General features: G+C 65.2%; 25 protein-coding genes. 14 read left to right on the top strand and 11 right to left on the bottom strand.

The genetic code is table 11. The annotated features are described in order from the left end of the window. Nucleotides 1-106: 106 nt before the first annotated feature. The 6 genes from ahpC to RQP54_RS13665 all read right to left on the bottom strand — a co-directional run bounded on the left by ahpC (nt 107) and on the right by RQP54_RS13665 (nt 6,138). Nucleotides 107-682: an alkyl hydroperoxide reductase subunit C gene (ahpC, locus tag RQP54_RS13690; RefSeq protein WP_315678937.1), complete on the bottom strand. Its 576-nt coding sequence runs from the start codon at nt 680-682 to the stop codon at nt 107-109. Between the two features lie 113 nt (nt 683-795). Further along, nucleotides 796-2,088: a DUF3422 domain-containing protein gene (locus tag RQP54_RS13685; protein WP_315678936.1), complete on the bottom strand. Its 1,293-nt coding sequence runs from the start codon at nt 2,086-2,088 to the stop codon at nt 796-798. A 7-nt stretch (nt 2,089-2,095) separates the two neighbouring features. Beyond that, entirely contained in the window at nt 2,096-3,862 is a 1,767-nt protein-coding gene (locus RQP54_RS13680; protein WP_315678935.1) for a GspE/PulE family protein, read from the bottom strand. Between the two features lie 2 nt (nt 3,863-3,864). Further along, the gene (locus RQP54_RS13675) at nt 3,865-4,623 is read right to left on the bottom strand and encodes a spermidine synthase (RefSeq protein WP_315678934.1); all 759 of its coding nucleotides are present in this window, start codon (nt 4,621-4,623) and stop codon (nt 3,865-3,867) included. Nucleotides 4,624-4,731: 108 nt separating this feature from the next. Continuing rightward, nucleotides 4,732-5,487 carry a FliA/WhiG family RNA polymerase sigma factor gene (locus RQP54_RS13670; protein ID WP_315678933.1) on the bottom strand — a complete coding sequence of 252 codons (756 nt, stop codon included), beginning with the start codon at nt 5,485-5,487 and terminating at the stop codon, nt 4,732-4,734. 192 nt (nt 5,488-5,679) lie between these two features. Continuing rightward, a complete protein-coding gene (locus tag RQP54_RS13665) occupies nt 5,680-6,138 on the bottom strand; it encodes a glycine zipper family protein (protein ID WP_315678932.1) in 459 nt (152 codons plus the stop codon). 197 nt (nt 6,139-6,335) lie between these two features. Here RQP54_RS13665 and RQP54_RS13660 point away from each other — a divergent pair, with 197 nt between their 5' ends. Continuing rightward, complete coding sequence (locus RQP54_RS13660; RefSeq protein WP_315678931.1) at nt 6,336-6,488, top strand: hypothetical protein; 153 nt, start codon at nt 6,336-6,338, stop codon at nt 6,486-6,488. On the opposite strand, the gene RQP54_RS13655 is transcribed toward RQP54_RS13660, so the two are convergent. Both RQP54_RS13655 and RQP54_RS13650 read right to left on the bottom strand, forming a co-directional pair. After that, nucleotides 6,465-7,319 (bottom strand): TatD family hydrolase, encoded by an 855-nt coding sequence (locus RQP54_RS13655; RefSeq protein WP_315678930.1) that lies wholly within the window; start codon nt 7,317-7,319, stop codon nt 6,465-6,467. The two genes, RQP54_RS13660 and RQP54_RS13655, sit on opposite strands and share 24 nt — an antisense overlap. 40 nt (nt 7,320-7,359) lie before the next feature. Continuing rightward, nucleotides 7,360-8,583 (bottom strand): ABC transporter substrate-binding protein, encoded by a 1,224-nt coding sequence (locus RQP54_RS13650; protein ID WP_315678929.1) that lies wholly within the window; start codon nt 8,581-8,583, stop codon nt 7,360-7,362. Nucleotides 8,584-8,730: 147 nt separating this feature from the next. Here RQP54_RS13650 and RQP54_RS13645 point away from each other — a divergent pair, with 147 nt between their 5' ends. Continuing rightward, on the top strand, nt 8,731-10,002 hold the full coding sequence (locus RQP54_RS13645) for a methyl-accepting chemotaxis protein (RefSeq protein WP_315678928.1): 1,272 nt from the start codon (nt 8,731-8,733) through the stop codon (nt 10,000-10,002). 6 nt (nt 10,003-10,008) lie between these two features. Here the strand turns inward: RQP54_RS13645 and lolD are convergent, their stop codons facing one another. Together lolD and RQP54_RS13635 are read right to left on the bottom strand one after the other, a co-directional pair. Beyond that, entirely contained in the window at nt 10,009-10,788 is a 780-nt protein-coding gene (gene lolD, locus RQP54_RS13640) for a lipoprotein-releasing ABC transporter ATP-binding protein LolD (RefSeq protein ID WP_409997575.1), read from the bottom strand. Then, nucleotides 10,781-12,040, bottom strand: a complete 1,260-nt coding sequence (locus RQP54_RS13635; protein WP_315678927.1) for a lipoprotein-releasing ABC transporter permease subunit — start codon at nt 12,038-12,040, stop codon at nt 10,781-10,783. Before RQP54_RS13635 ends, lolD begins: the two co-directional genes overlap by 8 nt. Nucleotides 12,041-12,134: 94 nt before the next feature. Between RQP54_RS13635 and RQP54_RS13630 the strand changes: the two genes are divergently transcribed. The 5 genes from RQP54_RS13630 to RQP54_RS13610 all read left to right on the top strand — a co-directional run bounded on the left by RQP54_RS13630 (nt 12,135) and on the right by RQP54_RS13610 (nt 16,755). Further along, nucleotides 12,135-12,686, top strand: coding sequence for a DUF2059 domain-containing protein (locus RQP54_RS13630; RefSeq protein WP_315678926.1), 552 nt, complete (start codon nt 12,135-12,137; stop codon nt 12,684-12,686). 24 nt (nt 12,687-12,710) lie between these two features. Continuing rightward, the gene (locus RQP54_RS13625) at nt 12,711-13,646 is read left to right on the top strand and encodes a phosphoglycerate mutase (protein WP_315678925.1); all 936 of its coding nucleotides are present in this window, start codon (nt 12,711-12,713) and stop codon (nt 13,644-13,646) included. Then, a complete protein-coding gene (recJ, locus tag RQP54_RS13620; RefSeq protein WP_315678924.1) occupies nt 13,643-15,358 on the top strand; it encodes a single-stranded-DNA-specific exonuclease RecJ in 1,716 nt (571 codons plus the stop codon). The genes RQP54_RS13625 and recJ overlap by 4 nt, the downstream gene beginning before the upstream one ends. A gap of 63 nt (nt 15,359-15,421) precedes the next feature. Beyond that, entirely contained in the window at nt 15,422-16,186 is a 765-nt protein-coding gene (locus RQP54_RS13615) for an SDR family NAD(P)-dependent oxidoreductase (protein ID WP_315678923.1), read from the top strand. A gap of 14 nt (nt 16,187-16,200) precedes the next feature. Next, the gene (locus tag RQP54_RS13610) at nt 16,201-16,755 is read left to right on the top strand and encodes a cyclic nucleotide-binding domain-containing protein (RefSeq protein WP_315678922.1); all 555 of its coding nucleotides are present in this window, start codon (nt 16,201-16,203) and stop codon (nt 16,753-16,755) included. A gap of 22 nt (nt 16,756-16,777) precedes the next feature. Here RQP54_RS13610 and RQP54_RS13605 read toward each other — a convergent pair whose 3' ends face one another. After that, complete coding sequence (locus RQP54_RS13605) at nt 16,778-17,431, bottom strand: hypothetical protein (RefSeq protein WP_315678921.1); 654 nt, start codon at nt 17,429-17,431, stop codon at nt 16,778-16,780. Between the two features lie 202 nt (nt 17,432-17,633). Here RQP54_RS13605 and bktB point away from each other — a divergent pair, with 202 nt between their 5' ends. The 7 genes from bktB to RQP54_RS13570 all read left to right on the top strand — a co-directional run bounded on the left by bktB (nt 17,634) and on the right by RQP54_RS13570 (nt 25,013). After that, nucleotides 17,634-18,818 (top strand): beta-ketothiolase BktB, encoded by a 1,185-nt coding sequence (bktB, locus tag RQP54_RS13600; RefSeq protein ID WP_315678920.1) that lies wholly within the window; start codon nt 17,634-17,636, stop codon nt 18,816-18,818. A gap of 9 nt (nt 18,819-18,827) precedes the next feature. Then, nucleotides 18,828-19,328: a molybdopterin-guanine dinucleotide biosynthesis protein B gene (mobB, locus tag RQP54_RS13595; protein WP_315678919.1), complete on the top strand. Its 501-nt coding sequence runs from the start codon at nt 18,828-18,830 to the stop codon at nt 19,326-19,328. A 153-nt stretch (nt 19,329-19,481) separates the two neighbouring features. Continuing rightward, nucleotides 19,482-19,919, top strand: coding sequence for a cytochrome c (locus RQP54_RS13590; RefSeq protein ID WP_315678918.1), 438 nt, complete (start codon nt 19,482-19,484; stop codon nt 19,917-19,919). A 35-nt stretch (nt 19,920-19,954) separates the two neighbouring features. Then, a complete protein-coding gene (locus RQP54_RS13585; protein ID WP_315678917.1) occupies nt 19,955-21,352 on the top strand; it encodes a cbb3-type cytochrome c oxidase subunit I in 1,398 nt (465 codons plus the stop codon). 49 nt (nt 21,353-21,401) lie between these two features. Further along, nucleotides 21,402-22,196, top strand: a complete 795-nt coding sequence (locus RQP54_RS13580; RefSeq protein WP_315678916.1) for a CbbQ/NirQ/NorQ/GpvN family protein — start codon at nt 21,402-21,404, stop codon at nt 22,194-22,196. After that, nucleotides 22,186-23,193 (top strand): 4Fe-4S binding protein, encoded by a 1,008-nt coding sequence (locus RQP54_RS13575; protein WP_315678915.1) that lies wholly within the window; start codon nt 22,186-22,188, stop codon nt 23,191-23,193. Before RQP54_RS13580 ends, RQP54_RS13575 begins: the two co-directional genes overlap by 11 nt. Continuing rightward, nucleotides 23,193-25,013: a nitric oxide reductase activation protein NorD gene (locus RQP54_RS13570; RefSeq protein WP_315678914.1), complete on the top strand. Its 1,821-nt coding sequence runs from the start codon at nt 23,193-23,195 to the stop codon at nt 25,011-25,013. Before RQP54_RS13575 ends, RQP54_RS13570 begins: the two co-directional genes overlap by 1 nt. Nucleotides 25,014-25,037: the final 24 nt, after the last annotated feature.

Here is a 25,037-nt window from a genome sequence, read left to right as displayed (position 1 = left end):
CAAATTTTGTGTACAAAAAAGCCGGACGGCAAGGCGCATACGCACCTTGACGCTGTCCGGCTTGTAGGCACCCCTTGCGGGGCACCGGGCCGAGGCTGAATCTGGATTAGATCTTGCCGACCAGATCCAGGGAGGGAGCCAAGGTCTTGGCGCCTTCCTTCCACTTGGCGGGGCACACCTGGCCGGGGTTGGCGGCGGTGTACTGGGCAGCCTTGAGCTTGCGCAGGGTCTCGGACACGTCGCGGGCGATTTCGTTGGAGTGGATTTCCAGGGTCTTGATCACGCCGTCGGGGTTGATGACGAAGGTGCCGCGCAGGGCCAGGCCTTCTTCTTCAATGTGCACGCCAAAGGCGCGGGTCAGAGCGTGGGTGGGGTCGCCTACCAGCGGGAACTTGGCCTTGCCCACGGCGGGGGAAGTCTCATGCCACACCTTGTGCGAGAAGTGGGTGTCGGTGGTGACGATGTACACCTCGGCACCAGCGGCCTGGAAGGCAGCGTAATTGTCGGCCGCGTCTTCGATTTCGGTGGGGCAGTTGAAGGTGAAGGCAGCCGGCATGAAGATCAGCACGGACCACTTGCCCTTGAGGGAAGCTTCGGTCAGGTCGATGAACTCGCCCTTGCCGCCACGGTTGACGAAGGCGGTGGTCTTGAACGGTTGAACTTGGGTGTTGATCAGGGACATGGTGTTTTCCTCTTGGTTACGTTCTACAGGGAACGGGGTGAATCTTATGCCTTCTATGGCCTGTCGTGCTTTGATTGATCCAATCAATAGGATTGGGATTTCCTATGGCGTTCTCAGCCGCCCTTTTGGAAAAGGCTATGGTGCATGCGGCGCAACGACCACCACACCCCACCGGCCACGAAGGGGATGGCAATGGCAGCGGTCATTTCCGGGGCCACGGGCCAGCCCACGTGCTCGGCCCCCTTGGCCAGATAGGTCACCAGGCCGACGATGTAGTAGCTGATGGCCGCCACCGACAGGCCTTCCACGGTGGACTGCAGCTTGAGCTGCGTGTCCTGACGTGTGATCTGCGCGGCCAGCAGCGCCTGGCTGCTTTGCTGCTGCTCGATCTCGACCCGTGTGCGCAGCAGGTTGCTGATACGCGATACCCGCTGCGAGAGCGCGTCCTGGCGGCGCGCAGCCCAGGCGCAGGTGCTGCGTGCGGGGGTCAGGCGGCGGTCCATGAATTCGCCGATGGTCTGCATGCCGGCCAGGCGCGACTCGCCGATGTCCTGAATGCGCTTGTCCACCAGTTCGAAATAGGCCGCGCTGGCCGAAAAGCGCGAGTGCGTGGCGGCGTGCTGGCTCTCCACCTGCCCGGCCAGGCGGGTCAGGCGGTCCAGCAGCTCGGGCTCGCTCTCGCGCGTGGCGGAGCGGATGGATTCGGCCAGTTCGGCCAGTTCACGCTCGGCGCTGCCCAGCACGGTGGACGCGGCACGCGCCGCCGGCAGGCCCAGCAGTGCGGCCATGCGGTAAGTCTCGATTTCCAGCAGGTTCTGCACCAGGCGGCCCAGGCGGCGTGGCGTCATGCCGCCAGCCAGCAGCAGCATGCGCGAGTAGCCATCGGCGTGCAGCGCAAAGTCGGTGTAGACCTCGCCATAGCCGTCGGCCACGGTGGAGGCCACCAGCGTCTCCTCGTGCAGGATGTTCTGCAGCACGCTGTCGGTGCTGAAGCCCTTGATGGGCAGCACCCACAGGTGCATGGCTGCCAGGCACTTGCCCGGCAGCTGCGCCAGAAAGTGCTGCGGCACGGTGGAGGTGGCCACTTCGGGCACACGCTCGCCGGTCTCCGTGCCCTTGAGCGGACGCGTGAAGGTCCAGGTCACGAACTCGGTGTGCAGTTCCCAACGCAGGCGGTACAGGCCGAAGTCGAGGCGCGCGTGGGTAGAGCCGGCATCGGGCTGGGCCAGGTGGTGGTCGCGCGCCAGGGCCGCAATGTGGGCGCGGCTGGCTTCGCGCTCGGCGGCCGAGCAGACCATGACGACCTGCGAAATGGCCAGGTTCGATTCCAGCGCTTCAGGGGGACGGGCATGCACTTCGTTGTGCAAGGCCATGCGTTCGGGGTGGAGGGTCAGCGGAGTAGTCATATTCTTTTCAGCGGAGGGGCGGAGTAGCCGCAAGCACCTCTTCCATCACGGTCTGGCCTTCAGCCACGCGCAGCGCACCGGCCAGGCGCAGCGGGCGCATGCCGTCCGCCACGCCCTGGCGGCGCAGGGCTTCGAGCGTGGCGTTCTTGCCCACCAGTTCCTTGAATTCTTCCGACACGGTGAGCAGCTCGTACAGGCCCATGCGGCCCATGTAGCCGGTCATGCGGCACTCGACACAGCCCACGGCCTTGTAGGGCTTGTAGCCACCGTTGATCTGCCAGGGCTTGACCATGTCGCTCAGGGCCTCGCGGCTGGCGTCGGGGTCGGGCGCACGGCAGTGCTTGCACAGGGTGCGCACCAGGCGCTGGGCCAGCACGCCCAACAGCGTGGCGTTGATGAGGTAGGCAGGCACACCCAGCTCCACGAGACGGATCACGGCCGAGGGCGCGTCGTTGGTGTGCAGGGTGCTGAACACCAGATGCCCGGTGAGCGCAGCCTGCACCGCCATCTCGGCGGTTTCCAGGTCGCGGATCTCGCCCACCATGATGATGTCCGGGTCCTGGCGCATGAGGGCACGCAAGCCCTGGGCAAAGCCGAAGTCCAGCGCGGGCTGGGCCTGGGTCTGGTTGAACGAGGGCTCGATCATTTCGATCGGGTCTTCCACCGTGCTCACGTTCACCTCTTCGGTGGCCACGCGCTTGAGGGTGGAGTAGAGCGTGGTGGTCTTGCCCGAACCGGTGGGGCCGGTGACCAGAATGATGCCGTGCGGGCGCTTTACCAGCTCTTCCCAGCGCGCCGCGTCGTGGGCCGAGAAGCCCAGGGCGTCCAGGTCTTTCACCGCCGCTTCGGGGTCGAAGATACGCATGACCATCTTCTCGCCAAAGGCGGTGGGCAAGGTGGAAATGCGCATTTCCACTTCGTCGCCGCGCAGGTCGCGGGTCTTGATGCGGCCGTCCTGCGGGCGGCGCTTCTCGATCACGTCCATGCGGCCCAGCAGCTTGATGCGCGCCGTCATGGCGTTCATTACGCCCAGCGGCATCTGGTACACCGGGTGCAGCACGCCGTCGATGCGAAAGCGGATGACGCCCTGCTCGCGCCGGGGTTCCAGGTGGATGTCGCTGGCGCGCTGGTCGAAGGCGTATTGCCACAGCCAGTCCACCACCTGCACCACACCCTGGTCGTTGGCGTCGAGCTGCTTGTTGGTCTTGCCCAGCTCCACCAGCTGCTCGAAGCTGGCACCGCTGGTGGCGCCACCGCCCTTGCCCGCCGCGCGCACCGACTTGGCCAGGGCATAGAACTCGGCCGTGTAGCGCGTGATGTCCTGCGGGTTGGCCAGCACGCGGCGCACGCTGCGCCGGCTCTGGCGCTCCACCTCGCCCACCCAGTCGTCCACGAAGGGCTCGGCCGTGGCGACCACGATTTCCGAGGGGCTGACCTGCACCGGCAGCACCTTGTGGCGCTCGGCGTAGTTGGCGGCCATGGCCTCCATCACGCGGCCCACGTCCACCTTGAGCGGGTCGATGCGCAGGTAGTTCAGGCCGCAGCGCTGCGCCAGCCACTGCGTGAGCAGCTCCACATCGAGCGTCTTGCCGTCCGCCGCGCGCTTGAGCGATACGCTGCCCAGGCGCATGAGCGGATGCTGTGCGCTTTCGGCGGAAGCACAGCGGGCCGTGACACGGGCGGCCTCTTCACTGGATACCACGCGGTCGTGCTCCAGCCACTGCAGCAACACACGCCAGTTCAGCGGCCCCAGGTGGACGGGTTTCTTGTGCATGGTCAGGCTTCCACGGGTTTGAAGACGCGCACCCACTTGTCCGCCGGCAGACCCCAGTGTTCCTGGATGTAGGCTGCGCGCTCCAGCAGCACGGCACGTTTGGGCCGTGAAGGCGTGCGCTGGGCCATGACCACGGTATTGCCCTCGCGCGTGGCCTTGAAGGCCCACAGGGCGTCAGCACCGAAAGCCTCGCGCATCTTGGCCACGCTGGCGTCGAAGCTGGAGCTGCGGCCAAACAGGTTCACCGTCATGCAGCCCTCTTCCGTGAGCATGGCGCGGCAGTCGGCGTAAAACTCGGCGCTGTCGAGCACGGGGGCCGCGGCTTCCTCGTCGTACAGATCCACCTGCAGGGCATCCACCACGCCCAGCCATTCGGGTTTGCGGATTTCCTGCGCCGCATCGGCCAGCACCACGCGCATGCGGCTGTTGTCGGCCGGCAGCTTGAACCAGCCGCGACAGGCGTGCAGCACCTGCGGGTTCCACTCGATGGCGGTGGTCTTCATGCGCACTTCCTTGTGGCAGAACTTGGTGAGCGACCCCGCGCCCAGACCGAGCTGCACCGCCTGGCGCTTGGGTGCGGTGGTGGGGTCCATGAACAGCAGCCAGACCATCATGCGCTGGATGTACTCGTGCACCAGCACCGTGGGCGCATCGATGAGCATGGAGCCCTGGATCCACTCGCTGCCCAGATGCAGATGGCGGATCGGCCCCTCCTCGGAGAAGTTCACTTCGGGGTAATCGGGCTGGTTTCTCTTCGCCATGACGCACGGCCCGGATGCCCCCTTGTCGGTTGCACCCAAGGCTTGTAAGGGTAAAGACAGGAACTTTAGCACCTGCACGGTGCCATTTGGCTCCGGCCAGTGGGCAAATTAGCGCGGCTTGCTGCGCGGTTTGAGCATGGAAAAGCGGGCATCGGGCGACTGCAGGGCGGCGCGCAGCTCGGCAATGGCATGGGTATGCAGCTGGGACACCCGCGATTCGCTCAGACCCAGCTCGGTGCCCACCTCGTGCATGCGCAGCCCCATGCCGTAGTACAGGTGCAGCACCTTCTGGGCCTGCGGCTCCAGCGCCGCCAGGGCTTGCGCCAGCCCCTGGCGGAACGCCGAACGCTCCAGCACCACCAGGGGATCTTCGTTACGCCTTGCGCACTCGCCCAGATAGTCCGGCGAGTCGGCTTCGTGTTCGAGGTCCTCCAGCACGAGCAGCTTGTAGCCCTGAGCCTGCTGCAGCAGGCGCTGGTAGTCGGCCAGCGGCATCTCCAGTTCGGTGGCCACTTCGCCTTCGCGGGGCAGGCGCCCGAGGCGGTGCCCCAAGCGCTGGATCGCCTGCTCCACCAGGCGCATATGGGCGCGCAGGGTGCGCGATGCCGGGTCCATGGCACGCAACCCATCGAGCATGGCCCCGCGCGCACGCTGCGCCACATAGTTCTCGAAGTGCTCGCCGTTGGTGGCGCGCGTCCAGCGCACCATGGCTTCCATGAGTCCGACGAAGCCGTCCTGCTCCAGGTCTTCGCGCTCGACGCTGGCGGGCAGCCTGCGCACCAGGCTGGCCGCCGTGGCGCGCACCCGCGGAGCCTGGTCTTCGACCAGGCGCTTCAGGCGGGTGCGGGACGCATTCTTGGGCATGGCAATCCTTGGGCTTCGCGAGCCATGTTACGCGATGCCCAAGGACTGCGTACCAAAAAGTAGCGCGCAGGCTCGCCGGTACTTTCGCTTCTTTCACGGCTATCGCCTCATGGCATCACAAACGTCGCTGAGGCGGCGGCGCCGGATTCTGAAATGGGGTGCGCAATCCGACGGTCGTCTTCCGCCGCAGCCTCAGTTCCATCCGATGACGTCGTAGCCCTTGTCCTTGAGGCAGCGCTGCACATAGTGCCGGTAGGTGCCGCTGGGTTTTTCGTGGAAGGCGCCGGCCACCGCGCCGGCCGACCCACCCACGGCGGCGCCTACGGCTCCATGCTCTACCGCGCGTTCAACGCCCTTGCCGCGCACCAGGGCGCCCACCGCCCCTGCCACGCCCCCGATGGCGGCACCCTTCTCGGCACCATGGAGCACCGCGTTGTCCTTCTCGTCCGGTGTCAGACCGGCGTTGCGGGCCTGGCCCATGCAGACATCCGCATCCTGGTTGGCGCGCTCCTGACCCACGGCGTTGAGCTTGGCATTGGGGTAGAAGACGGGACGGGCCGATGGACTGGATGGACCGGTGCTGGCACAGCCACCCAAGAGGCTGGCCGTGAGCAGGGCGGAACACAGGATGCGGGTGGAGGTGCTGGTCATGCTTGCGATTGTCGTTGTTGCCACCACTCCAACGGTCTGCATGCGCCCGAAGACGACAAGCGCTTGGTTGCAGACTGTAAAGTGATGCCTTCGACGACCGCTCCCGCCATGACGCTGGCCCATCTGGAAAGTACTGCCACCTGCCCCAGACGCCGGCCCTGCTCGCCTTTTCGATTGCGCAGCCACAACTGCCGGCCGTGTTCTTTGCCATCGGCATGGGCAAGCTGCTCAAGTACGACTTTGTCTGCTGGCTGGCTTCGCGCTTTCCCGACCACATGGCGCCGGGACTGCTTTCGCTGCTGCACCACCATTGGCACAGCCGGCGATCAGGCCGCCCTGGAATCCAGTAGCGCAAGCAACCGCGGCAAGGCCGCACAGGCATTGTCGGCATTGGTTTGCGCCACCGCTTCCAGCGGCAGGCCACGCAATGCGGCCATGCACTGCGCGATGCGCCCCAACTCGCCGGGCTCATTGCGCCCCTGGGGCTGACCCAACGCGCGCTGCTGCGCGTCGACGTAGAGCCAGTGCGGCGGAATGTCCGGCGCATCGGTCTCCAGCACCCAGGCATCGTTGGGCAGGGTGCTTGCCAGGCGACGCAGCTGCAGTGCGCGCTCAAAAGTCAGCGCGCCACCAAATCCGAGCTTGAGGCCCAGGTCGATACAACGCTGGGCCTGCGCATCGCTGCCATTGAAGGCATGGGCAATGCCGCGCCATCCCCCTTTCGGGCGCACCTGGCGCAGGTACTTGAGCACGCGGTCGACGCTGCGGCGCACGTGCACGAAGATGGGCAGGTCCAACGCGCGGGCCAGTTCCAACTGCTGCAGAAACACCTGTTCCTGCCACACCCGCATGGCATCGGTGCACAGCGTCGGCTCAAAAAAATCGAGGCCGATCTCGCCCACGGCCACCAGACGCGGATCATCGCGGTGCTGCTCCAGTTGTTTGCGCAGGGCCAGCAGGTCGTCGGGCGTGGCGCGCGGCACGTACAAGGGGTGGATGCCCAGCGCATAGCTGTCCCCGCAGGCATGGGCCAGCACGCGCACGGCTTCCCAGTTGCTGCGCTCCACCGCAGGGAGGACGCAGTGCACCACACCGGACTCACGGGCACGGGTGCGCACGGCCTGCACGTCGCCCGAGAACTCAGGCGCGTCGAGGTGGCAATGGGTGTCTATCCAGCGCATGCGGCGATGGTAGCGCCAGCCGCAGCGCGCGGTTGCGCAGTCAACCGCTGGTCTTCTTGCGCTGGATGATCAGGTTCTTCTTGCGATCGGCCGCATAGGCGAAGGTGACGGCGCCATTGCGCACCACGCCCATGACCAGCATGTTCTTCGAGATCGCATCCTTGTCGTCGCGGGAGAACGGCTGGTCGTGGGTGGTGACGACGCCGTAGTACACGCGCTTGAGGTTTTCCAGTGCGAACTTGACGTTGGGGCCACTGAGGTCGCCGTTGCGGATGGACAGCAGCGCGAAGGACAGCAGGTACACCGTATCGTAGGCCTGGGCCGCGGCCATGGGCACCGCAATGCGGTCGGTGGCATAGCGGCGCGCATAGGCACTCAGGAACGCGACACGGCGCTCGTTGCTGGGCTCGCCGATGAAGGTCTGGGCCATGAGCGAGCCCTCGGCCGCCTCCTTGGCCCCGTTGATGTAGGCGGGGAAGGACAGCGGCCACGCACCCACCTGCGGCACGTTCCACTTGAGCGCCTGGCGTGCCTTGGCAATGACGGCGGCTTCCGCACCCACGGTGTAGCTGAACACCACATTGGCCCCGGCTTCCTGCGCTGCCTTCACTTCGTCGCGCAGGTCCTTCACGCCGATGTCGAAACGCCCGATGTAGACGGGCTTGATCTCATACCCGGCCAGTGCCTTGATCACGTCGTTCATGCCGGCTTCGCCGTAGCCGGTCTTGTCGGCAAGGATGGCCACCTTGGTCCATCCCCGTGACACGATGTCCTCCACGACAAAGGGGGCCTGCAGGGCATCCCGCGGCGAGGTGCGGAAGATGTAGCTTTCGGGCGCGGGGAACTTCGCGGTGATGGGGGTGCCGGTAGCGCATGGAACGATGAGCGGGACGTGCGCGTTCTGGAACAGGTCCAGTGACTTCATGGCAACACCCGTGTTGCAGAACCCAATGGTGGCTACCACGCCTTCCTGCATCAGCTCCTGCGTGCGCTGTAGGCCAACGTCGGGGTTGGCGGTATCGTCCTTGATCACCAACTCGATGCGCCGACCCAAATAGCCACCGGCCGCATTGATCTCGTCCACGGCCAACTGGGCGCCGTTGAGCATGGGGATGCCGAAGTCGGACGATGGGCCGGAAAACGGCCCGATGAAACCAATGCGTACCGGCTTGGGCGCCTGCGCACACAGCGCCGTCGCCACCAGGAGGCTTGCGCCCAGCACGAAACTCTGCCGCGCCAAGCGGCTCCACGACGTTGCCTTCATAGTTTGCTCCTCGGGTCGAATCGGGGCGCAAGCTTAGGGGCGGACGTCACCGCGCTGCTACTGGTAAACCCTAGAAACGTCCCCCGTTGTCAGCCAGCCGAAAGCCTCGATACTTGGGGCATTCACCCTTTCCGCTGGAGTACCACCGTGTTCAATAGCCTCACCCTCAAGCAGCGGGTATTGCTGCAGCTGCTGCTCAATGTCTCGCTGCAGGTCGTGATCGTCACCGGTGTGCTGATGGACTGGGACAAACTCACCCTGATACTGGCCAGCGTGGGCCTGGGAGTCTTCATGCTGTGGCTGTACCTGGACAGCGCGCGCGCCAGTGCGCAGTTCGTAACCGAACTGATCGACGGCGCGCAACGCATGGCACAGGGCGACCTGACGCGCGATGTGAAGACCGATTTCGGCAATCCCACCCTGCGCGAGGGCCTGGGCGCCATGCAGGCGCTGCAAAGCAAGGTGCGCGGCATGCTCGGCACCCTGAACGACGGCGCCTGGCAGGTGAGCAATGCGTCCAGCGAAATCGCGGCCGGTAACCAGGACCTGAGCACCCGCACCGAGCGCAGCAGCGCGGAGCTTCAGCAGGCATCGAGTTCCATGCGCAACCTCACCGACGCAGCCAACCAAAGCGCCCAGGCCATGCAGTCGGCCACCGGCCTGAGCGAAAGCACACGCGCCCTGGTGCACAGCAGCGGTTCAGTCGTCAACGAGGCGGTGAGCACCATGGGGGAGGTACGCACGTCCTCGCACCGCATCAGCGAAATCATCAGCGTGATCGACGGCATCGCGTTCCAGACCAACATCCTGGCGCTCAACGCCGCAGTGGAAGCGGCCCGTGCAGGCGAACAGGGGCGTGGATTTGCCGTGGTGGCATCCGAAGTCCGCTCGCTGGCCGGACGCTCGGCCGAAGCCGCCAAGGAAATCAAGAGCCTGATCACCGCTTCGGTGGAACAGGTGGAAAAAGGCGCTGCCCTGGTCAATGAAGCGGGCAGCAAGATGCAGGAGGTGGTGAGCAGCATCGACGATGTGACCCGCCTCATTTCCCAGGCCAGCAGCATGTCGGCGCAGCAGAGCGACGGCCTGCACACTATTGCGGAAACCCTGGACCACCTGGACAGCGCCATGCAGCAGAACGCCGCACTGGTCGAAGAGGAGACCGCGGCAGCCTCCAGCCTGAGTACCCAGGCCTCGCTGCTGCACCAGCTGGTGGAGGAATTCAAGCTGCCGCCGGGCATGGCCGGCGCAGGGGCACCAGCGCCGACCCACCGCGCCAAGGCCTCACCGAAGCCCACCGTGACTGCAGCGCGCCCGGCACCGGTGGCAAAACGCCCAGTGCCGGCCAAACCCGCATCCGCCCTGCCCAAGCCGGCTGCGAAAACCGCTAGCGTGCAGGACGACGCCTGGGAGACGTTCTAAACCAGCCTAGGCAGAGGTATCGAGGCGCCCGCCGTCCAGGCGGATCTGGCGGCTGCAGCGGACCGCCAGGCTGGCATCATGGGTGACCAGCACAAAGGCCGTGCCCACGGCGTCGGACAACTCCAGCATCTGCGCAAACACGGCGTCGGCGGTGCTGCGGTCCAGGTTGCCGGTGGGCTCGTCGGCCAGCACGCAGTCCGGCCGGGTCACCAGCGCCCGGGCAATCGCCACGCGCTGGCGCTCGCCGCCCGAGAGCTCGCCGGGGCGGTGGTGCAGGCGGTGCTGCAGTCCGACCTTCGCTAGCATTTCAGTAGCTACCTGCGCAGATTCTTCGCGGGCTACACGCCGAATCGTCAATGGCATGGCGACGTTTTCGAGTGCGCTGAATTCGGGCAACAGGTGGTGGAACTGGTAGACGAAGCCCAGGTGCCTGTTGCGCAGGGTTCCCTGCCCTGCCGCGCTCAGGCTGGCCAGCGGCTGGCCCATGAGCGACACCTCACCCTGCGTGGGAGCATCCAGGCCACCGAGCAGGTGCAGCAGCGTGCTCTTGCCCGAACCCGAGGCGCCCACGATGGCCAGGGTCTCGCCGCGGTGCACGGTCAGGTCCACACCCTGCAGCACGGTCACGTCCAGCGTGCCGTCGTGGAAGCGCTTGGTCAGGCCGCGGGCTTGCAGCACCACTTCGGTCGATGGTGGCCGCACCGGGCGGGCACCGAGCGACGCCACCTCGCGGTAGTGGGCTGCGCCCAAGGCGGCCGAAACGGGGGTTGCGGTGCTGTCACTCATAGCGCAGGGCCTGTGCAGGGTTGACGCGGCTGGCACGCCAGCTCGGATACAGCGTGGCGGCAAAGGCCAGCACGAGGGAAATGATGCCTATGGGCACGATGTCGGCGGCCTGCGGGTCGCTGGGCATCTTGGAGATCAGGTAGATGTCCTTGGGCAGGAAGCTCGCCCCCAGCGCGTGTTCGATGGCCGGCACGATGACATCGATGTTGCAGGCCACGCCCAGGCCCAGGAGCAGCCCGGCCAGCGTGCCGATGACGCCCACCATGGCCCCCTGCACCACGAAGATGCCCATGATGGAGCCTGGGCTGGCACCCAGGGTACGCAGGATGGCAATGTCGGCATGCTTGTCGGTCACCGTCATCACCAGCGTGCTCACGAGGTTGAAGGCCGCCACCGCCACGATCAGGGTGAGGATGATGAACATCATGCGCTTTTCCACCTGCACGGCCGCAAACCAGGTGCGGTTCTGCCGCGTCCAGTCGCGCACCAGGTAGGCATCGCCCAGTTCCTGCTGCAGCACGGCGGCCAGTTCGCGCGCCTGGTGCAGGTCGCGCAACTGCAGGCGCAGGCCCGCAGGGCCTTCGAGGCGGAAGATGCGCGCCGCGTCTTCCCAGTGGATCATGGCCATGGACGAGTCGTATTCGTAATGGCCGGAGTCAAAGATGCCGCGTACCGTCATCTGCTTGATGCGCGGCACCACCCCAGCGGGAGTCACCTGCCCGCCCGGGGCGATCAGCGTGACGCTGTCACCGGGAAACACCGCCAGCGAACGCGCCAGCTCGGAACCCAGCACGATGCCGAATTCGCCACTGTGGAGCTGCTCCACCACCGCTGCGTTCTGGCTGCGGGTGAAGGTGGACACCTGGCCTTCCTGGGCCGGGTCAATGCCCCGCACCAGGATGCCTTTCATACCCTCACCCCTCGCCAACAATCCCTGGGCTGCTATGAAAGGTGCAGCACCGGTGACTTCCGGGTGGGCGCGCACCTTCTGCGTGAGCGCTGCCACGTCGGGCAGCGCCTGGCCGTCGGCGGCGTAGATCTCGATGTGCGACACCACGCTGAGCATGCGGTCGCGCACCTCCTTCTGGAAGCCGTTCATGACGGACAGCACGATGATGAGCGCCGCCACCCCGAGCGCAATGCCCAGCATGGACACGCCCGAGATGAAGGAAATGAAGCCGTTGCGGCGGCTGGCGCGCCCGGCGCGGGTGTAGCGCCAGCCGACCAGAAGTTCAAAGGGAATCTGTTTCACCCCGCCATTGTGGCATTGAGGCGCGCATCAAGAAGCGAGATGAAGCACGGAAACTAGCCACCGAAAATTGCAAGATACTCTGGTGCTGTCGATCATGCTGATCGATTCCACTACCGGGGACCCCGTAGCGGCACCCTATGCATTCCAAGCACCAGACATGTCCAAATATCTTTTTGCCCTCGGTCTCGTATTTGCGCTCTTTACCCCTGCGGGTGCCCAAACCAAGCAAGAACTGGCGTTTGAGCTTGCAAAGACAGCCATTGACGGACAATTCAAATACCTGAAACCTCTTTTGGACGGTAGCTTGGATAACCTCAAGCGCCAATCCCGGGATAGCGGAAAGCTAGATCGCGTGATGGAAATCTGGATTGATGAAATGAAAGGCTCCATGAATCCGGAAAGCTTTACCCAAATCCTTTCGAGGCTATGGGCTGAAGAACTCACGCAGCAGGAACTCCAGCAAGCATTGGAATTTATGCGATCTCCTGCCTACAAGAAGCTAGCTGAACTGTCGGAATCCATAGGGCAACCAAAGACTATTGCTCCCATCGTCAAGGAAGCGTGCAACCGGACGCGGGTGCGGGCGCAAAGTATCGGACTGTCAACCCGAGACCTTGACGTCATTTGCAAGCAGATGGCGCCCTGATTGCCCGTTATGTTCGGTGTCTCCATGCATCTGTTGATTCCCCATGCAGCCCCGCCCGGACCGGCCTGCCGCCAGACCATGGGCAGCTTGCAGCTCCCCCACTTGCAGGCGATGCTGCCACAGCTGAGCCCTGCCTGGAGCCTGAGTACCGACGAGGACCGGCTGACCCCGGCCTCGGAACTGGCCCATGCCAAGGCCTTGGGCTTGCCCGTGGTCGATGGCTTGGTGCCCTGGGCGGCACGGGCCGCCCGTGAAGCGGGACTGGCCGCTGACACAGGCTATGCGCTGCTGACTCCCTGCCACTGGGACATCCATACCCAGGCCGTGTTCATGGCCGACCCGGCCGAACTGCAGCTCAGCGAGGAAGAGTCGCGCACCCTGCTGGCAGCCATGCGCCCCTACTTCGAGGAAGACGGCCTGCAGCTGCACTGGCTGCGTGCGGACACCTGGCTGGTGGCGGGCGAAGTCTTGCGCGACCTGCCCACCGCCTCGCTGGCGCGTGTGTGCAACGCCACCGTGGACGACTGGATTCCACGCCAGGACCAAGCCCGTCTGCTGCGCCGCTTGCAGAATGAGATGCAGATGCTGCTGTATACCCACCCTGTGAACGACGCACGCGAAGCCCGCCGCGCCCCTACCGTGAATGCCTTCTGGCTCAGCGGCACCGGCACACTGGACACGGGCTGGACGCCACCCGCGGACGGCCCGGTGGTCGCCCACGATCTGGCGTCAGCCGCCCTGCGCGACGACGCGTCCGCCTGGACCACCGCCTTGCAGGCCTTCGATGCTGGCCCCGTGCAACGCGCCCTGGAGGCTGCACGCCAGGGCCAACCCGTGCAATTGACCCTGGCCAGCCTGGGCCACGCCCACAGCTTCCACACAGCCCCGCTCTCGCTCTGGACCCGCCTGCGCCGCCGTTTCTCACCCCTGAACGCCACCGCCCTCCTGCAAACCCTATGAAATTCGAAACACGCAAAGTGCCGCCGCGCAGCCAATGGGCCCTGGAGCAGGCCGGGGTGCACCCGCTCTTGGCCCAGCTCTATGCCGCGCGTGGCGTGCACAGTGCCACCGAACTGGACCCGGCCCTGAGCCATCTACTGCCGCCCGACAGCATGAAGGGCACGCTGGATGCCGCCGTGCTGCTGGCCGACGCCATGGCAGCCAACAAAAAGCTGTGCATCGTGGCCGACTACGACTGCGACGGCGCCACGGCCTGCGCCGTGGCCGTGCGCGGCCTGCGCCTGCTCGGCGCAAAGCGGGTGGACTACCTGGTACCCGACCGCGTGGTGGACGGCTATGGCCTCACCCCCCCGATTGCCCAACGCGTGAAGGACATCGGTGCAGACGTGCTCATCACCGTGGACAACGGCATTGCCAGCGTGGCCGGTGTGGCGCACGCCAAGGCATTGGGATTGCAGGTGCTGGTCACCGACCACCACTTGCCCGCCACCGGCGAGCAGCCGCAGGCTGACGTGATCGTCAACCCCAACCAGGCCGGGTGCGGCTTCGAGAGCAAGTCCATCGCCGGCGTGGGCGTGATGTTCTACGTGCTGATGGCCCTGCGCTCCGAGCTGCGCAAGCGCGGTGTGTTCGATGCGGGCAATCAGCCCAAGCTCGACACCCTGCTGCCGCTGGTGGCGCTCGGCACCGTGGCTGATGTGGTGCGGCTGGACGCCAACAACCGCCGCCTCGTGGCCCAAGGGCTCAAGCGCGTGCGGGCACTGGCCATGCCGCCGGGCATGGCGCGCCTGTTTGCGGCTGCGAGCCGCAAGCCCGAAGTTGCCACCACCTTCGATTTCGGCTTTGCGCTGGGCCCGCGCATCAACGCCGCCGGGCGCCTGGCCGACATGACGGTGGGCATTGAGTGTCTGCTGACCGACGACGAGGGCCGCGCCCAGGAGCTGGCGCAGGCGCTGGACGCCATGAACCGCCAGCGCCGCGAGATCGAAGGCGACATGCGCGAGCAGGCGCTGGACATTGCCGAGAGCCTGTTCGACGAAGGCGACGAGCCACCGCCAGCCATCTGCGTGTTCGACCCCGACTTTCACGAAGGCGTGGTGGGCATCGTGGCCAGCCGCATCAAGGACAAGCTGCACCGCCCCACCTTCGTGTTCGCCCCCAGCAGCGCGCCGGGCAAGGAGCACGAGCTCAAGGGCTCGGGGCGCTCCATTCCCGGCTTTCACCTGCGCGATGCGCTTGACCTGGTGGCCAAGCGCTACCCGCACGCCATTCTCAAGTTCGGCGGCCACGCCATGGCGGCTGGCTGCACCGTGGCCGAGGAATTCTTCGACGAGTTCGAGCAGGGCCTGAACGAAGTGGCCCAGGAATGGCTGGACGAAGCCACCCTGCAGCGCCGCCTGGAAACCGACGGCCCGCTGCCCGCCCAGTACCGGCGCGTGGACCTGGTGGACACGCTGCACAAGGAGGTGTGGGGCCAGGGCTTTGCGCCGCCCACCTTCAGCGAGGTGGTGGAAGTGGTGTCGCAGCGGCTGGTGGGCGAAAAGCATCTGCAGCTCAAGCTCAAGCACCAGGGCGAACCCATCGACGGCATCTGGTTCAACCACACCGAGCCGCTGCCGGCCAAGGCCCACATTGCCTTCCGGCTCGACGCCGATGAGTGGAACGGCCAGCGGCGGCTGAAATTCTTTGTTGACGCCCTGCAGACGGAGTAGTACTGTTTTAGGCACCTAGCCCGCGTGGAATGTGCGCAGACCGCTAGTTTTTCCATAGCAACGATGAATACCCCAAAACCACTCACGATCCTCACCGGTGCCTCGCGCGGCATGGGATTGGCCATGGCCCGCGAACTGCTGGTGCGTGGCGGCACCCTGCTGTGCATATCGCGCCAGACTTCGCCCGAACTCGACATGCTGGCCAAGGCCCATGGCACCGAGCTCATCCAGTGGAAACACGATCTGGCCCAGCCGGAGGCCGTCGCTGCGGCGCTGCAGGCCTGGCTCGATTGGCAGGACGGCAGCGGCTTCTCCAGCGCCACACTGATCAACAACGCCGGCGTGATCCCGCCCCTGGTGCCGCTGGAGCGCGCCCGCGCCAGCGACACCGCCCAGGCCTTGCGCGTCGGTCTGGAAGCGCCCATGGTGCTGACCAGTGCCTTTCTGGCGGCCACCGCGAACTGGCACGCAACACGCCGCGTACTGAACATTTCCTCGGGGCTGGGGCGCCGGGCCATGGCTTCGCAGGCTGCCTACTGCGCCGCCAAGGCCGGGATGGACCATTTCACCCGCTGTCTGGCGCTGGACCAGGCCCACAGCGCCAATCCGGCCCGTGTGTGTTCACTGGCACCGGGTGTCATCGACACCGACATGCAGGTGCAGTTGCGCAGTACCGACCCTGCAGGCTTTCCCGACCAGGCCAGTTTTGCCCACCTGCACGCCAACGGCCAGCTCAGCAGCCCGACCCAGGCCGCCCAGCGGGTGCTGGCTTACCTGGAGCGCAAGGACTTCGGCAACGAACCCGTGGCCGACATCCGCGACCACTGAAACCACTGACCGCCATGGGCATCCGCATCATTCCCCCGGACAGTGGCGAAACCCCCGCACCGGTGCACGCGCCCGCCACAACCCACCCCAGCCTGGCGCCGGTCCGGCTGGAAGCCCCATTGCTGGACAAGATTGCGGCAAAGGTGCCCGTGTTTGCCGGCATGCCCCGTCCGGTGCTCGAAGAACTGCTGGCCAGTGCCCGCCGCGTGCACCTGGCCCCCTGGGACAACCTGTTCGAGCAAGGCCAGGCGGGGCAGGACTTCTTTGTGCTGCTGGCAGGCGAGGTATCGGTAACGCGGTTGCATGCAGGCCAGCGCGTGCAACTGGCGCGGCTGGGGCCCGGCGAGTGCGTGGGCGAGATGGCACTGGTGCGGCATGAAAACCGCAGTGCATCGGTGACCGCCATCAAGGAAACGGTGGCCTTGCAGCTGGAGCAGCAGGCCATCGATGCCAACAGCGAGGCTGCCCACCACATCTACCGCAATATCGCGCGCATTCTGGCAGCGCGCCTGTCGGAATCCAGCACCACATTGACGCTGCTGGCATCGCAGCAACGCGAGGGCCACTGAACCCGCCTCCGTGCCCAGGGGTTCAGTCAGGCACCAGCACCCGTATTTGCAGCAGGCGGACTTCCGCCACCTCGGCACTGCGGCTGCTGTAGGCACCGTCGGCCTGCATGGCCGGCCGTGGTCCGGAACGGGCCAGGGTGACCCATTGACCCAGGGGGGCCAGGACGACCGTCTGCACCTTGCTGGAACGCGGCTGGGGCAGAACGCCGTCGACCAGGCCCCTGCCGCTCTCGGCCACCTGCAGCGCCACGTCCACGCGCGCCGGCTTGTTGCCGCCGGGCCAGCGCACTTCGCACTCCATGGTGCGCAGATCCTGTGTCCACTGCAGGGACTGGCCCACACCATCGACACTGCCCGGGCCGTTGCCGCGCACGGCGGTGTGGGTCCAAGCCCAGGCCTGGGCCTGTGCAAATTCGAAGCGGGCTTTCTCGCCATTGGCCACGCTGAGCTTCTGCCACTCTTCATCGGCCACTGCCCTGGTTCCCCATTGCTGGCTGGTGGAGCTTTCGGTGGACTCGGTGCCAACGCGCAGCTCCACGGTCAGCATGCGGTTGGGCAGCGCCGACGGGGTCTTCTTGGGGGTGGGCGCCGACTGAGCCCCGGCAAGCGTGCACAGGGCCACCAGCAGCCAGGGTGCAACGCTGCGCAGAAGGGTCGGGAGCATGGGTGCGGCCATGCCGCATTGTCAGCGGCAGGCCGTTCCTGCGCAAACCGGTAATGGAGCGGTTTTCCGGACAGTTGGTGCCTTTGCAGATGCCCGATGGCCGCACGTCAAGTGTCCAACAGGTACGCAACACTACGCATCGCCTGCGTGATGAGTTCATGCAAAATTGACGTTTCGCCCTTTCCCGCCCTATTTGGAACAACAGGAGTTAATCATGTCCCGTGAAGTCGTTGTCGTCAGCGCCGTGCGCACTGCCATTGGTACCTTTGGCGGAAGCCTCAAGGACACCCCCCCCACCGAACTGGGTACCATCGTCGTCAAGGAATCGCTGGCACGCGCCAACACCGAAGGCAAGGACGTAGGCCACGTGGTGTTCGGCCATGTGGTGAACACCGAGCCCAAGGACATGTACCTGAGCCGCGTGGCCGCCATCAACGGTGGCTGCGCCGAGGGCACGCCCGCCTTCAACGTGAACCGCCTGTGTGGCTCGGGCCTGCAGGCCATCATCTCGGCCAGCCAGAGCATCCTGCTGGGTGACGCCGATGTGGCCATCGGCGGTGGTGCCGAGAACATGAGCCGCGCCCCCTTCGCGTCCCTGAACATGCGCTGGGGTGCCCGCATGGGTGACACCAAGATGGTGGACATGATGATCGGCGCGCTGCACGACCCCTTCCACACCATCCACATGGGTGTGACAGCCGAGAACATTGCCGCCAAGTGGGGCATCAGCCGCGAAGAGCAGGACAAGCTGGCCGTGGAGAGCCAGAACCGCGCCCAGCGCGCCACGGAAGCGGGCTACTTCAAGGACCAGATCGTGCCCGTGATGCTCAAGAGCAAGAAGGGCGACGTGGCCTACACCACCGACGAACACTTCCGTGCCAACGCCACCCTGGAGGACATGGCCAAGCTCAAGCCCGTGTTCATCAAGGAAAACGGTACCGTGACGGCCGGTAACGCCTCCGGCATCAACGACGCTGCTGCTGCCGTGGTGATGATGGAAGCCAAGACCGCCGAAGCCCGTGGCTTGAAGCCCCTGGCCCGTCTGGTGGCCTACGCCCACGCCGGTGTGGACCCCAAGTACATGGGTATCGGCCCTGTGCCCGCGACCCAGCTGGCCCTGAAGAAGGCTGGCCTGACCGTGAACGACCTGGACGTGATCGAAGCCAATGAAGCCTTCGCCGCCCAAGCCTGCGCCGTGACCAAGGACCTGGGCCTGGATCCGGCCAAGGTCAACCCCAACGGCTCCGGCATTTCGCTCGGTCACCCCATCGGTGCCACCGGCGCAGTCATCACCGTGAAAGCCCTGCACGAGCTGCAGCGCATCCAGGGGCGCTACGCGCTGGTGACCATGTGCATCGGCGGCGGCCAGGGTATTGCCGCCATCTTCGAGCGCATCTGATCCCACCCCGTGCGTGTTTTTGGCATTGCCGGCTCGTCCGGCATGGGCAAGACCACCCTGCTGGAGAAACTGATCCCCGTGCTCACGGCACGGGGCTTGGTGGTGTCGCTCATCAAGCACAGCCACAAGGCGATCGAGATCGACCGCCCTGGCAAGGATTCCTACCGCCTGCGTGAAGCCGGCTGCCAGGAAGTGCTGCTGCTGGGCCTGGAGCGCTGGGCGCTGATGCACGAATTGCGCGGCGCCGAAGAGCCCGACCTTGACTATTTGATCGACCGCATCCAGAACTGCGATCTGGTGCTGGTCGAAGGGTTCAAGGGCGGGGAATTTCCCAAGCTGGAGATCTGGCGTGCCAGCGAAGGACGCGCACCCTTGCATCCCGTGTGGCCGGGAATCATCGGCTTTGCCTGTGATGCGCCGGTACCTGGCGGCGATGCGCTGACCCAGATTGCGCTCGACCAGGTCGAAGCGATTGCCGACTTCGTTCAGAAAAGGGCGGTCTTGCGCTAGGCCATCGCCCGCCGAACCCCTGCCCACAAGCCGCCCGTGCCCTCGCACCGGCGGCTTGTTTTCTTCCAGCTCTTCCCATTCTTGACCCGTATTAAGGACTCCCGCGCACCTAAACCCTACCCTTGCGAGGCCCATTTTTTAGGAGTTCAACACATGAATCAGGTCAAAAGCAGCGGATTCACTAAGCAAATGGCCCGCAATATGTTTTATGGAGGAACCGTTTTCTTCATATTGGTGTTTGCGGGTCTGATTTTTGATACCGAGAAGAAGATTCCCCAGCGTTCCAACGCGCAGGAAATCACACCGGCCGTGGTACGCGGCAAGCACATCTGGGAAACGCGCAACTGCATCGGCTGCCACACCCTGCTGGGCGAAGGCGCCTACTTTGCCCCCGAGCTGGGCAATGTGTACAAGCGCCGTGGCCCGGACTTCATCAAGGCCTGGATGGCCTCGCAACCCTCGGGCACCCCGGGCCGTCGCCAGATGCCGCAGTTCAACCTCACGGAAGAGCAGCTCAATGACCTGGTCGAATTCCTGAAATGGACCGGCAACATCAACACTGAAAAGTGGCCACCGAACATCGAAGGCTGATCGTTGAGGCAACCTGAACGAGAAGGAAACGCAAAATGCAAGCACTAACCCTCAAATACCAATCCCAGTCGGTGGCGAAGTACTACTTCATAGCCGCACTGGCGCTGTTTACCGGCCAGATCGTCTTTGGCCTGACGCTCGGTCTGCAGTACATCATCGGTGACTTCGGCACCCCCTTCGTGTACTTCAACCAGGCCCGCATGGTCCACACCAACCTGCTGATCGTGTGGCTGCTGTTCGGCTTCATGGGCGCAGCCTACTACCTGATTCCCGAAGAAGCGGAAACCGAGCTGTACAGCCCCAAGCTGGCCCTGGCCCTGTTCTGGATCTTCCTGGTGGCCGGCGCGCTGACCATCGTGGGCTACCTGACCGTGCCCTACGCCAAGCTCGCTGAGCTGACCGGCAACGACCTGCTGATGACCATGGGACGCGAATTCCTGGAGCAACCCCTGCCCACCAAAGTGGGTATCGTGGTGGTGGCCCTGGCCTTCCTGTTCAACATCACCATGACCGTGCTCAAGGGCCGCAAGACCAGCATCGCCCTGGTGCTGCTGCTGGGCCTGTGGGGCTTGGCCGTGATGTTCCTGTTCAGCTTCGTCAACCCCTCCAACCTGGTGCGCGACAAGATGTACTGGTGGTTCGTGGTGCACCTGTGGGTGGAAGGTACCTGGGAACTGATCCTGGGCTCGCTGCTGGCCTTCGTGCTGGTCAAGACCACCGGTGTGGACCGTGAAGTGATCGACAAGTGGTTGTACGTGATCATCGCCCTGGCGCTGGTTACCGGCATCCTGGGTACCGGCCACCATTTCTACTTCATCGGAACCCCCGAGTACTGGAAGTGGATCGGCTCGATCTTCTCCGCCATGGAACCCATCCCCTTCTTCGCCATGACCATGTTTGCCTTCAACATGGTGCAGCGTCGCCGCCGTGAACACCCCAACCAGGCCGCCATGCTGTGGGCCGTGGGCTGCTCCGTCATGGGCTTCCTCGGTGCCGGTCTGTGGGGCTTCATCCACACCCTGAGCGCTGTGAACTACTACACCCACGGTACGCAAGTCACCGCCGCCCACGGTCACCTGGCCTTCTATGGTGCCTACGTGATGGTGGTGCTGGCCCTGATCAGTTATGCCATGCCCATGCTGCGTGGCCGTGAGGCCAACAACCGCCGTGCCCAGAACATCGAGATGTGGGGCTTCTGGCTCATGACCCTGTCCATGGGCGTGATGGTGCTGGCCCTGACCGGCGCCGGCATCCTGCAGGTCTGGCTGCAACGCATCCCGACCGAAAACGCCATGTCCTTCATGGCCACCCAGGACCAGCTGAACTTCTTCTACTGGATCCGTCTGGGTGGTGGTGTTGGCTTCCTGGCTGGCTTGGTGGCCCACCTGTGGAGCTTCTTCGCCGGCCCCGGTGCCGACGAACAGGCCGCCTGATACGCACCCACGCCATCGACCAACCCGTACCGCAACCCGAAAGAGCCCCATGACCGAGCCCGCTGTTCCCTTCTACGCGCCGCAAGGCGACGAGTGCATGCTGTTCGAACATGCCTGGAAGCAGCAGCTGCCTCTGCTCATCAAGGGCCCGACAGGTTGCGGCAAAACGCGGTTTGTCGAGCACATGGCCGCGCGCCTGGGGCGTCCACTGATCACGGTGTCCTGCCATGACGATCTGAGCGCCTCCGACCTGGTCGGGCGCTTCCTGATCGGCGATGGCAGCACTGTCTGGTCGGACGGTCCCCTGGCCCGCGCCGTGCGCAGCGGCGCCATCTGTTATCTGGACGAGGTGGTGGAAGCCCGCAAGGACACCACCGTCGTTCTCCATCCATTGGCTGATGACCGGCGCGTTCTACCGATAGAGCGCACCGGTGAAGAGCTCGTGGCCCCAGCAGAATTCATGCTGGTCATTTCCTACAACCCCGGTTACCAGAACCTGCTCAAGGGCCTCAAGCCCAGCACCCGCCAGCGCTTTGTCGCGCTGAGCATGGGCTACCCGCAGCCTGAAGTGGAAACCGGCATCGTGCAACGCGAGACCGGTGTCAGTGCCGCCCATGCACAGCAGCTGGTACAGCTGGCCCAGGCCTTGCGCAAGCTCACCGAGTACGACCTGGAGGAAACGGTCAGCACGCGCTTGCTGGTGTCGGCGGGCCGCCTGGTCGCATCCGGGGTTCCGCTGGCTGGCGCCTGCCGCGCCGCCATCATCGACGCACTGACCGACGACGCCCCCACGGCCATGGCCCTGGCCGAAGTGGTACGCGCCCTGGTGGGCGATGCGCCCTGAACACATGGCACTGGCCAAGCCAATCGCCTTGGCCAGCTCGCAGTCCTCGGCAGCGGCTGACGGCGCGACGCTGCAGTTCTGGCGCCGCTGCACACAGACCGGCTTCTTCCTGCTGTTCCTGCTGGCCCCGGCACTGAATCTGCTGCGCTTTGACCTCAACGAAACCCAGCTCTGGTTCCTGGGCATGCGCTGGAGCCTGGGCATCGATGAATTCATGGCGGGCCGCATGACCGGGGCCGAGGTGAGTCTGGCCATCACGCTGCGCGCCATTGTTCCCGTGGTGCTGCTGATCGGCACCTTTTTGACCATCGCCTACCGATGGGGGCGCCTGTATTGCGGCTGGCTGTGCCCGCACTTTTCGGTGGTGGAAAGCCTCAACCGCCTGATGCACAAGGCCAGCGGCAAGTTCAGCCTGTGGGACAGCAGCCCGACCGCGCGCGCTGGCGTACAGTCCAGCTCGCACTACTGGCCGGTGTTTGCCCTGGCGTGCGTGCTGATGGGCTTTGCATGGGCCATCACCTTGCTGACCTACCTGTTGCCGCCGGCAGAGGTGTGGGGCAACCTGGTCGACGGCTCCCTGACCGCCAACCAGACCCGCTTTCTGGTCGCCGCAACGACCATCTTCACACTGGAATTCACGCTGGCACGGCACCTTTTCTGTCGGTTCGGCTGCGCCGTGGGTTACTTCCAAAGCGTGGCCTGGATGGCCAATCCGCGCGCCATGGTGGTCGCGTTCTCGCGCGACCGGGCCCGTGAATGCAAGCAATGCGACCTGCCGCGTGGCTCGGCCTGTGACAGCGCCTGCCCGATGCGCCTGAACCCGCGCAACATCAAGCGCATGATGTTCTCCTGCGTGCAGTGCGGTCAGTGCATCAGCGCCTGCGACCAATCGCAGTCTACCCAGGGTCGCACCCGCACCCTCGAATGGAAAGTGGGGCTCGATGCCCTGCGCGAGACCCTGCACCAGCGCCGGCATGACGCCGGGGAGCAGCACTGATGGAAGAAATCTTCGGTCGCTGGTGGCACAACGCCATTACCCGTCTGGCCAACCACCGCCATCCCGAAGCGGAGGTTCGACTGGAAGAGGTACAGAAGTCCATCGGCATTCTGTTTCGAGCTGCCGGTGGTTCACATGCCCTGCGCATGGCAGCTGCAACAGAACAAGTCCGCGGCGGCTACCGCAATATGCTGCAGCGCATTGCAGGCAGTGGCAGGCGCGCCGACACGGCCCAGTTGGAGCCCGATGTGCTGGCCCTGCCAGCCACCCTGGCCGTATTTGCGCAGCGTGAGCTCAACCACGACCTGTACCTGTGGCTGTCGCTGCACGCCGCCTGCTTCGTGCCCAGCGGACATTGGCTGCATGACAATGTGGAGGCCACCCGTACAGCCCTGGCTCTGTTTCCCGGTTTCTCGCCGCGCTACCAGCGCTTGTGCCAGGCCCAGATGGCGCTGCGCGGCCATCCCGGTAGGCTGTATGGTGCTCAGCAACATGCGGAAACGCGGGTACAGGCAGCACTGCAAGGTCAAGATGTGGACGAAGACGTCGACCCCGCAGCGGTGGCACCGGTATGGATCTGGGTCAGTGCCCGTGCCACACAGCCATTGCATGCTTCCCCCGCTGCCAACGAAGCAGATTCCAGCGAACGTCAGAACCAGGTGGAAGACGGCAAGCGTCGCCGTACCCGGCAGGTGAAGGAGGACGACCGCTCCAACCCCTTCGTGCTGCCGTTCCGCGCCGAGTCCCTGATGACCTGGAGCGAGCTCATCAAGGTCAACCGCGCCACCGATGACGACGAGGACGGCAATGCACTCACTGCCGCCAACGACATGGACACCTTGGCGGTGGCACCGGACGGTGCCACGCTGGCCGCTCGCGTCAAATTCGACCTCGACCTGCCCAGCGCCAGCGTGGACGATCGACCTCTGGGGCCGGGACTGCGGCTACCCGAATGGGATTACAGGCTCGGCAAACTGCTGCCCGACTACTGTGCGGCGCAGACCGTCACCAACGACACCGCAGTCGCGTTCACACCCAACCCCGCCCTGCGGAACACGTCACGGCAGTTGCGACGGCGCCTGGAAGTGCTGCGCGATGTTCCACGCCCGCTGCACGGCCAGGAGAGCGGCGACGCCATCGACCTCGATGCCTGGGTTCGTTACGCCACCGACGAAGTCGCCCACCGTGGACCGCGCACCGACACGCCTGCGGTCTACACGCGCCAGGCCCGCAGCGAGCGCAGCCTGGCCACGCTGCTGCTGGCGGACCTGTCGCTATCGACCGATGCCTATGCCGCCAATGACCAACGCGTCATCGACGTGATCCGCGACGCCCTGTTCGTGTTTGGCGAGGGTCTGCAGGCAACCGGTGACGCCTTTGCCATGTGGGGCTTCAGCTCGGTACGCCGCCACCATGTCCGGCTGAACCACCTCAAGCGCTTTGATGACGCCTGGAACGCCCAGGCGCGCAATCGGGTCGGTGCCATCAAGCCCGGCTATTACACCCGCATGGGGGCCGCGATCCGATTCGCCACGCGTGAACTGCAGGAGCGCCCGGAACGGCGCAAGCTGCTCATGCTGCTAACCGATGGCAAGCCCAACGACCTGGACCACTACGAAGGCCGCCACGGCATCGAAGACACCCGGCAGGCGATCCATGAAGCCCATGGCATGGGCCTGACCCCGTTCTGCGTCACCATCGATGAATCCGGTCACGATTACCTGCCCTACCTGTTCGGGCGCCAGGGCTACGCTCTGGTGCATCGACCCGCCGATCTGGTCACGCGCCTGACCCAGGCATGGGCCACGCTGGCACATTAGCCGATGGCGAATGACGCCGCACCG

The sequence above is a fragment of the Curvibacter sp. APW13 genome (assembly GCF_032337135.1).
Classification (GTDB): domain Bacteria; phylum Pseudomonadota; class Gammaproteobacteria; order Burkholderiales; family Burkholderiaceae_C; genus Allorhodoferax.
Note: the sequence above shows the minus strand (reverse complement) of the source record. Positions and strands in the feature narration are given on the sequence as shown.

Coding starts and splice junctions, on each gene's coding strand:
- RQP54_RS13675 (WP_315678934.1), bottom strand. CDS start 4,623: ATGGCGAAGAGAAACCAGCCCGATTACCCCGAAGTGAACTTCTCCGAG.
- RQP54_RS13615 (WP_315678923.1), top strand. CDS start 15,422: ATGAATACCCCAAAACCACTCACGATCCTCACCGGTGCCTCGCGCGGC.
- RQP54_RS13585 (WP_315678917.1), top strand. CDS start 19,955: ATGCAAGCACTAACCCTCAAATACCAATCCCAGTCGGTGGCGAAGTAC.
- RQP54_RS13670 (WP_315678933.1), bottom strand. CDS start 5,487: ATGCCCAAGAATGCGTCCCGCACCCGCCTGAAGCGCCTGGTCGAAGAC.
- lolD (WP_409997575.1), bottom strand. CDS start 10,788: ATGAGTGACAGCACCGCAACCCCCGTTTCGGCCGCCTTGGGCGCAGCC.
- RQP54_RS13605 (WP_315678921.1), bottom strand. CDS start 17,431: ATGGCCGCACCCATGCTCCCGACCCTTCTGCGCAGCGTTGCACCCTGG.
- RQP54_RS13575 (WP_315678915.1), top strand. CDS start 22,186: ATGCGCCCTGAACACATGGCACTGGCCAAGCCAATCGCCTTGGCCAGC.
- RQP54_RS13630 (WP_315678926.1), top strand. CDS start 12,135: ATGCTGATCGATTCCACTACCGGGGACCCCGTAGCGGCACCCTATGCA.
- RQP54_RS13650 (WP_315678929.1), bottom strand. CDS start 8,583: ATGAAGGCAACGTCGTGGAGCCGCTTGGCGCGGCAGAGTTTCGTGCTG.
- RQP54_RS13680 (WP_315678935.1), bottom strand. CDS start 3,862: ATGCACAAGAAACCCGTCCACCTGGGGCCGCTGAACTGGCGTGTGTTG.
- RQP54_RS13590 (WP_315678918.1), top strand. CDS start 19,482: ATGAATCAGGTCAAAAGCAGCGGATTCACTAAGCAAATGGCCCGCAAT.
- bktB (WP_315678920.1), top strand. CDS start 17,634: ATGTCCCGTGAAGTCGTTGTCGTCAGCGCCGTGCGCACTGCCATTGGT.
- RQP54_RS13625 (WP_315678925.1), top strand. CDS start 12,711: ATGCATCTGTTGATTCCCCATGCAGCCCCGCCCGGACCGGCCTGCCGC.
- recJ (WP_315678924.1), top strand. CDS start 13,643: ATGAAATTCGAAACACGCAAAGTGCCGCCGCGCAGCCAATGGGCCCTG.
- RQP54_RS13570 (WP_315678914.1), top strand. CDS start 23,193: ATGGAAGAAATCTTCGGTCGCTGGTGGCACAACGCCATTACCCGTCTG.
- ahpC (WP_315678937.1), bottom strand. CDS start 682: ATGTCCCTGATCAACACCCAAGTTCAACCGTTCAAGACCACCGCCTTC.
- RQP54_RS13665 (WP_315678932.1), bottom strand. CDS start 6,138: ATGACCAGCACCTCCACCCGCATCCTGTGTTCCGCCCTGCTCACGGCC.
- RQP54_RS13610 (WP_315678922.1), top strand. CDS start 16,201: ATGGGCATCCGCATCATTCCCCCGGACAGTGGCGAAACCCCCGCACCG.
- RQP54_RS13580 (WP_315678916.1), top strand. CDS start 21,402: ATGACCGAGCCCGCTGTTCCCTTCTACGCGCCGCAAGGCGACGAGTGC.
- RQP54_RS13655 (WP_315678930.1), bottom strand. CDS start 7,319: ATGCGCTGGATAGACACCCATTGCCACCTCGACGCGCCTGAGTTCTCG.
- RQP54_RS13685 (WP_315678936.1), bottom strand. CDS start 2,088: ATGACTACTCCGCTGACCCTCCACCCCGAACGCATGGCCTTGCACAAC.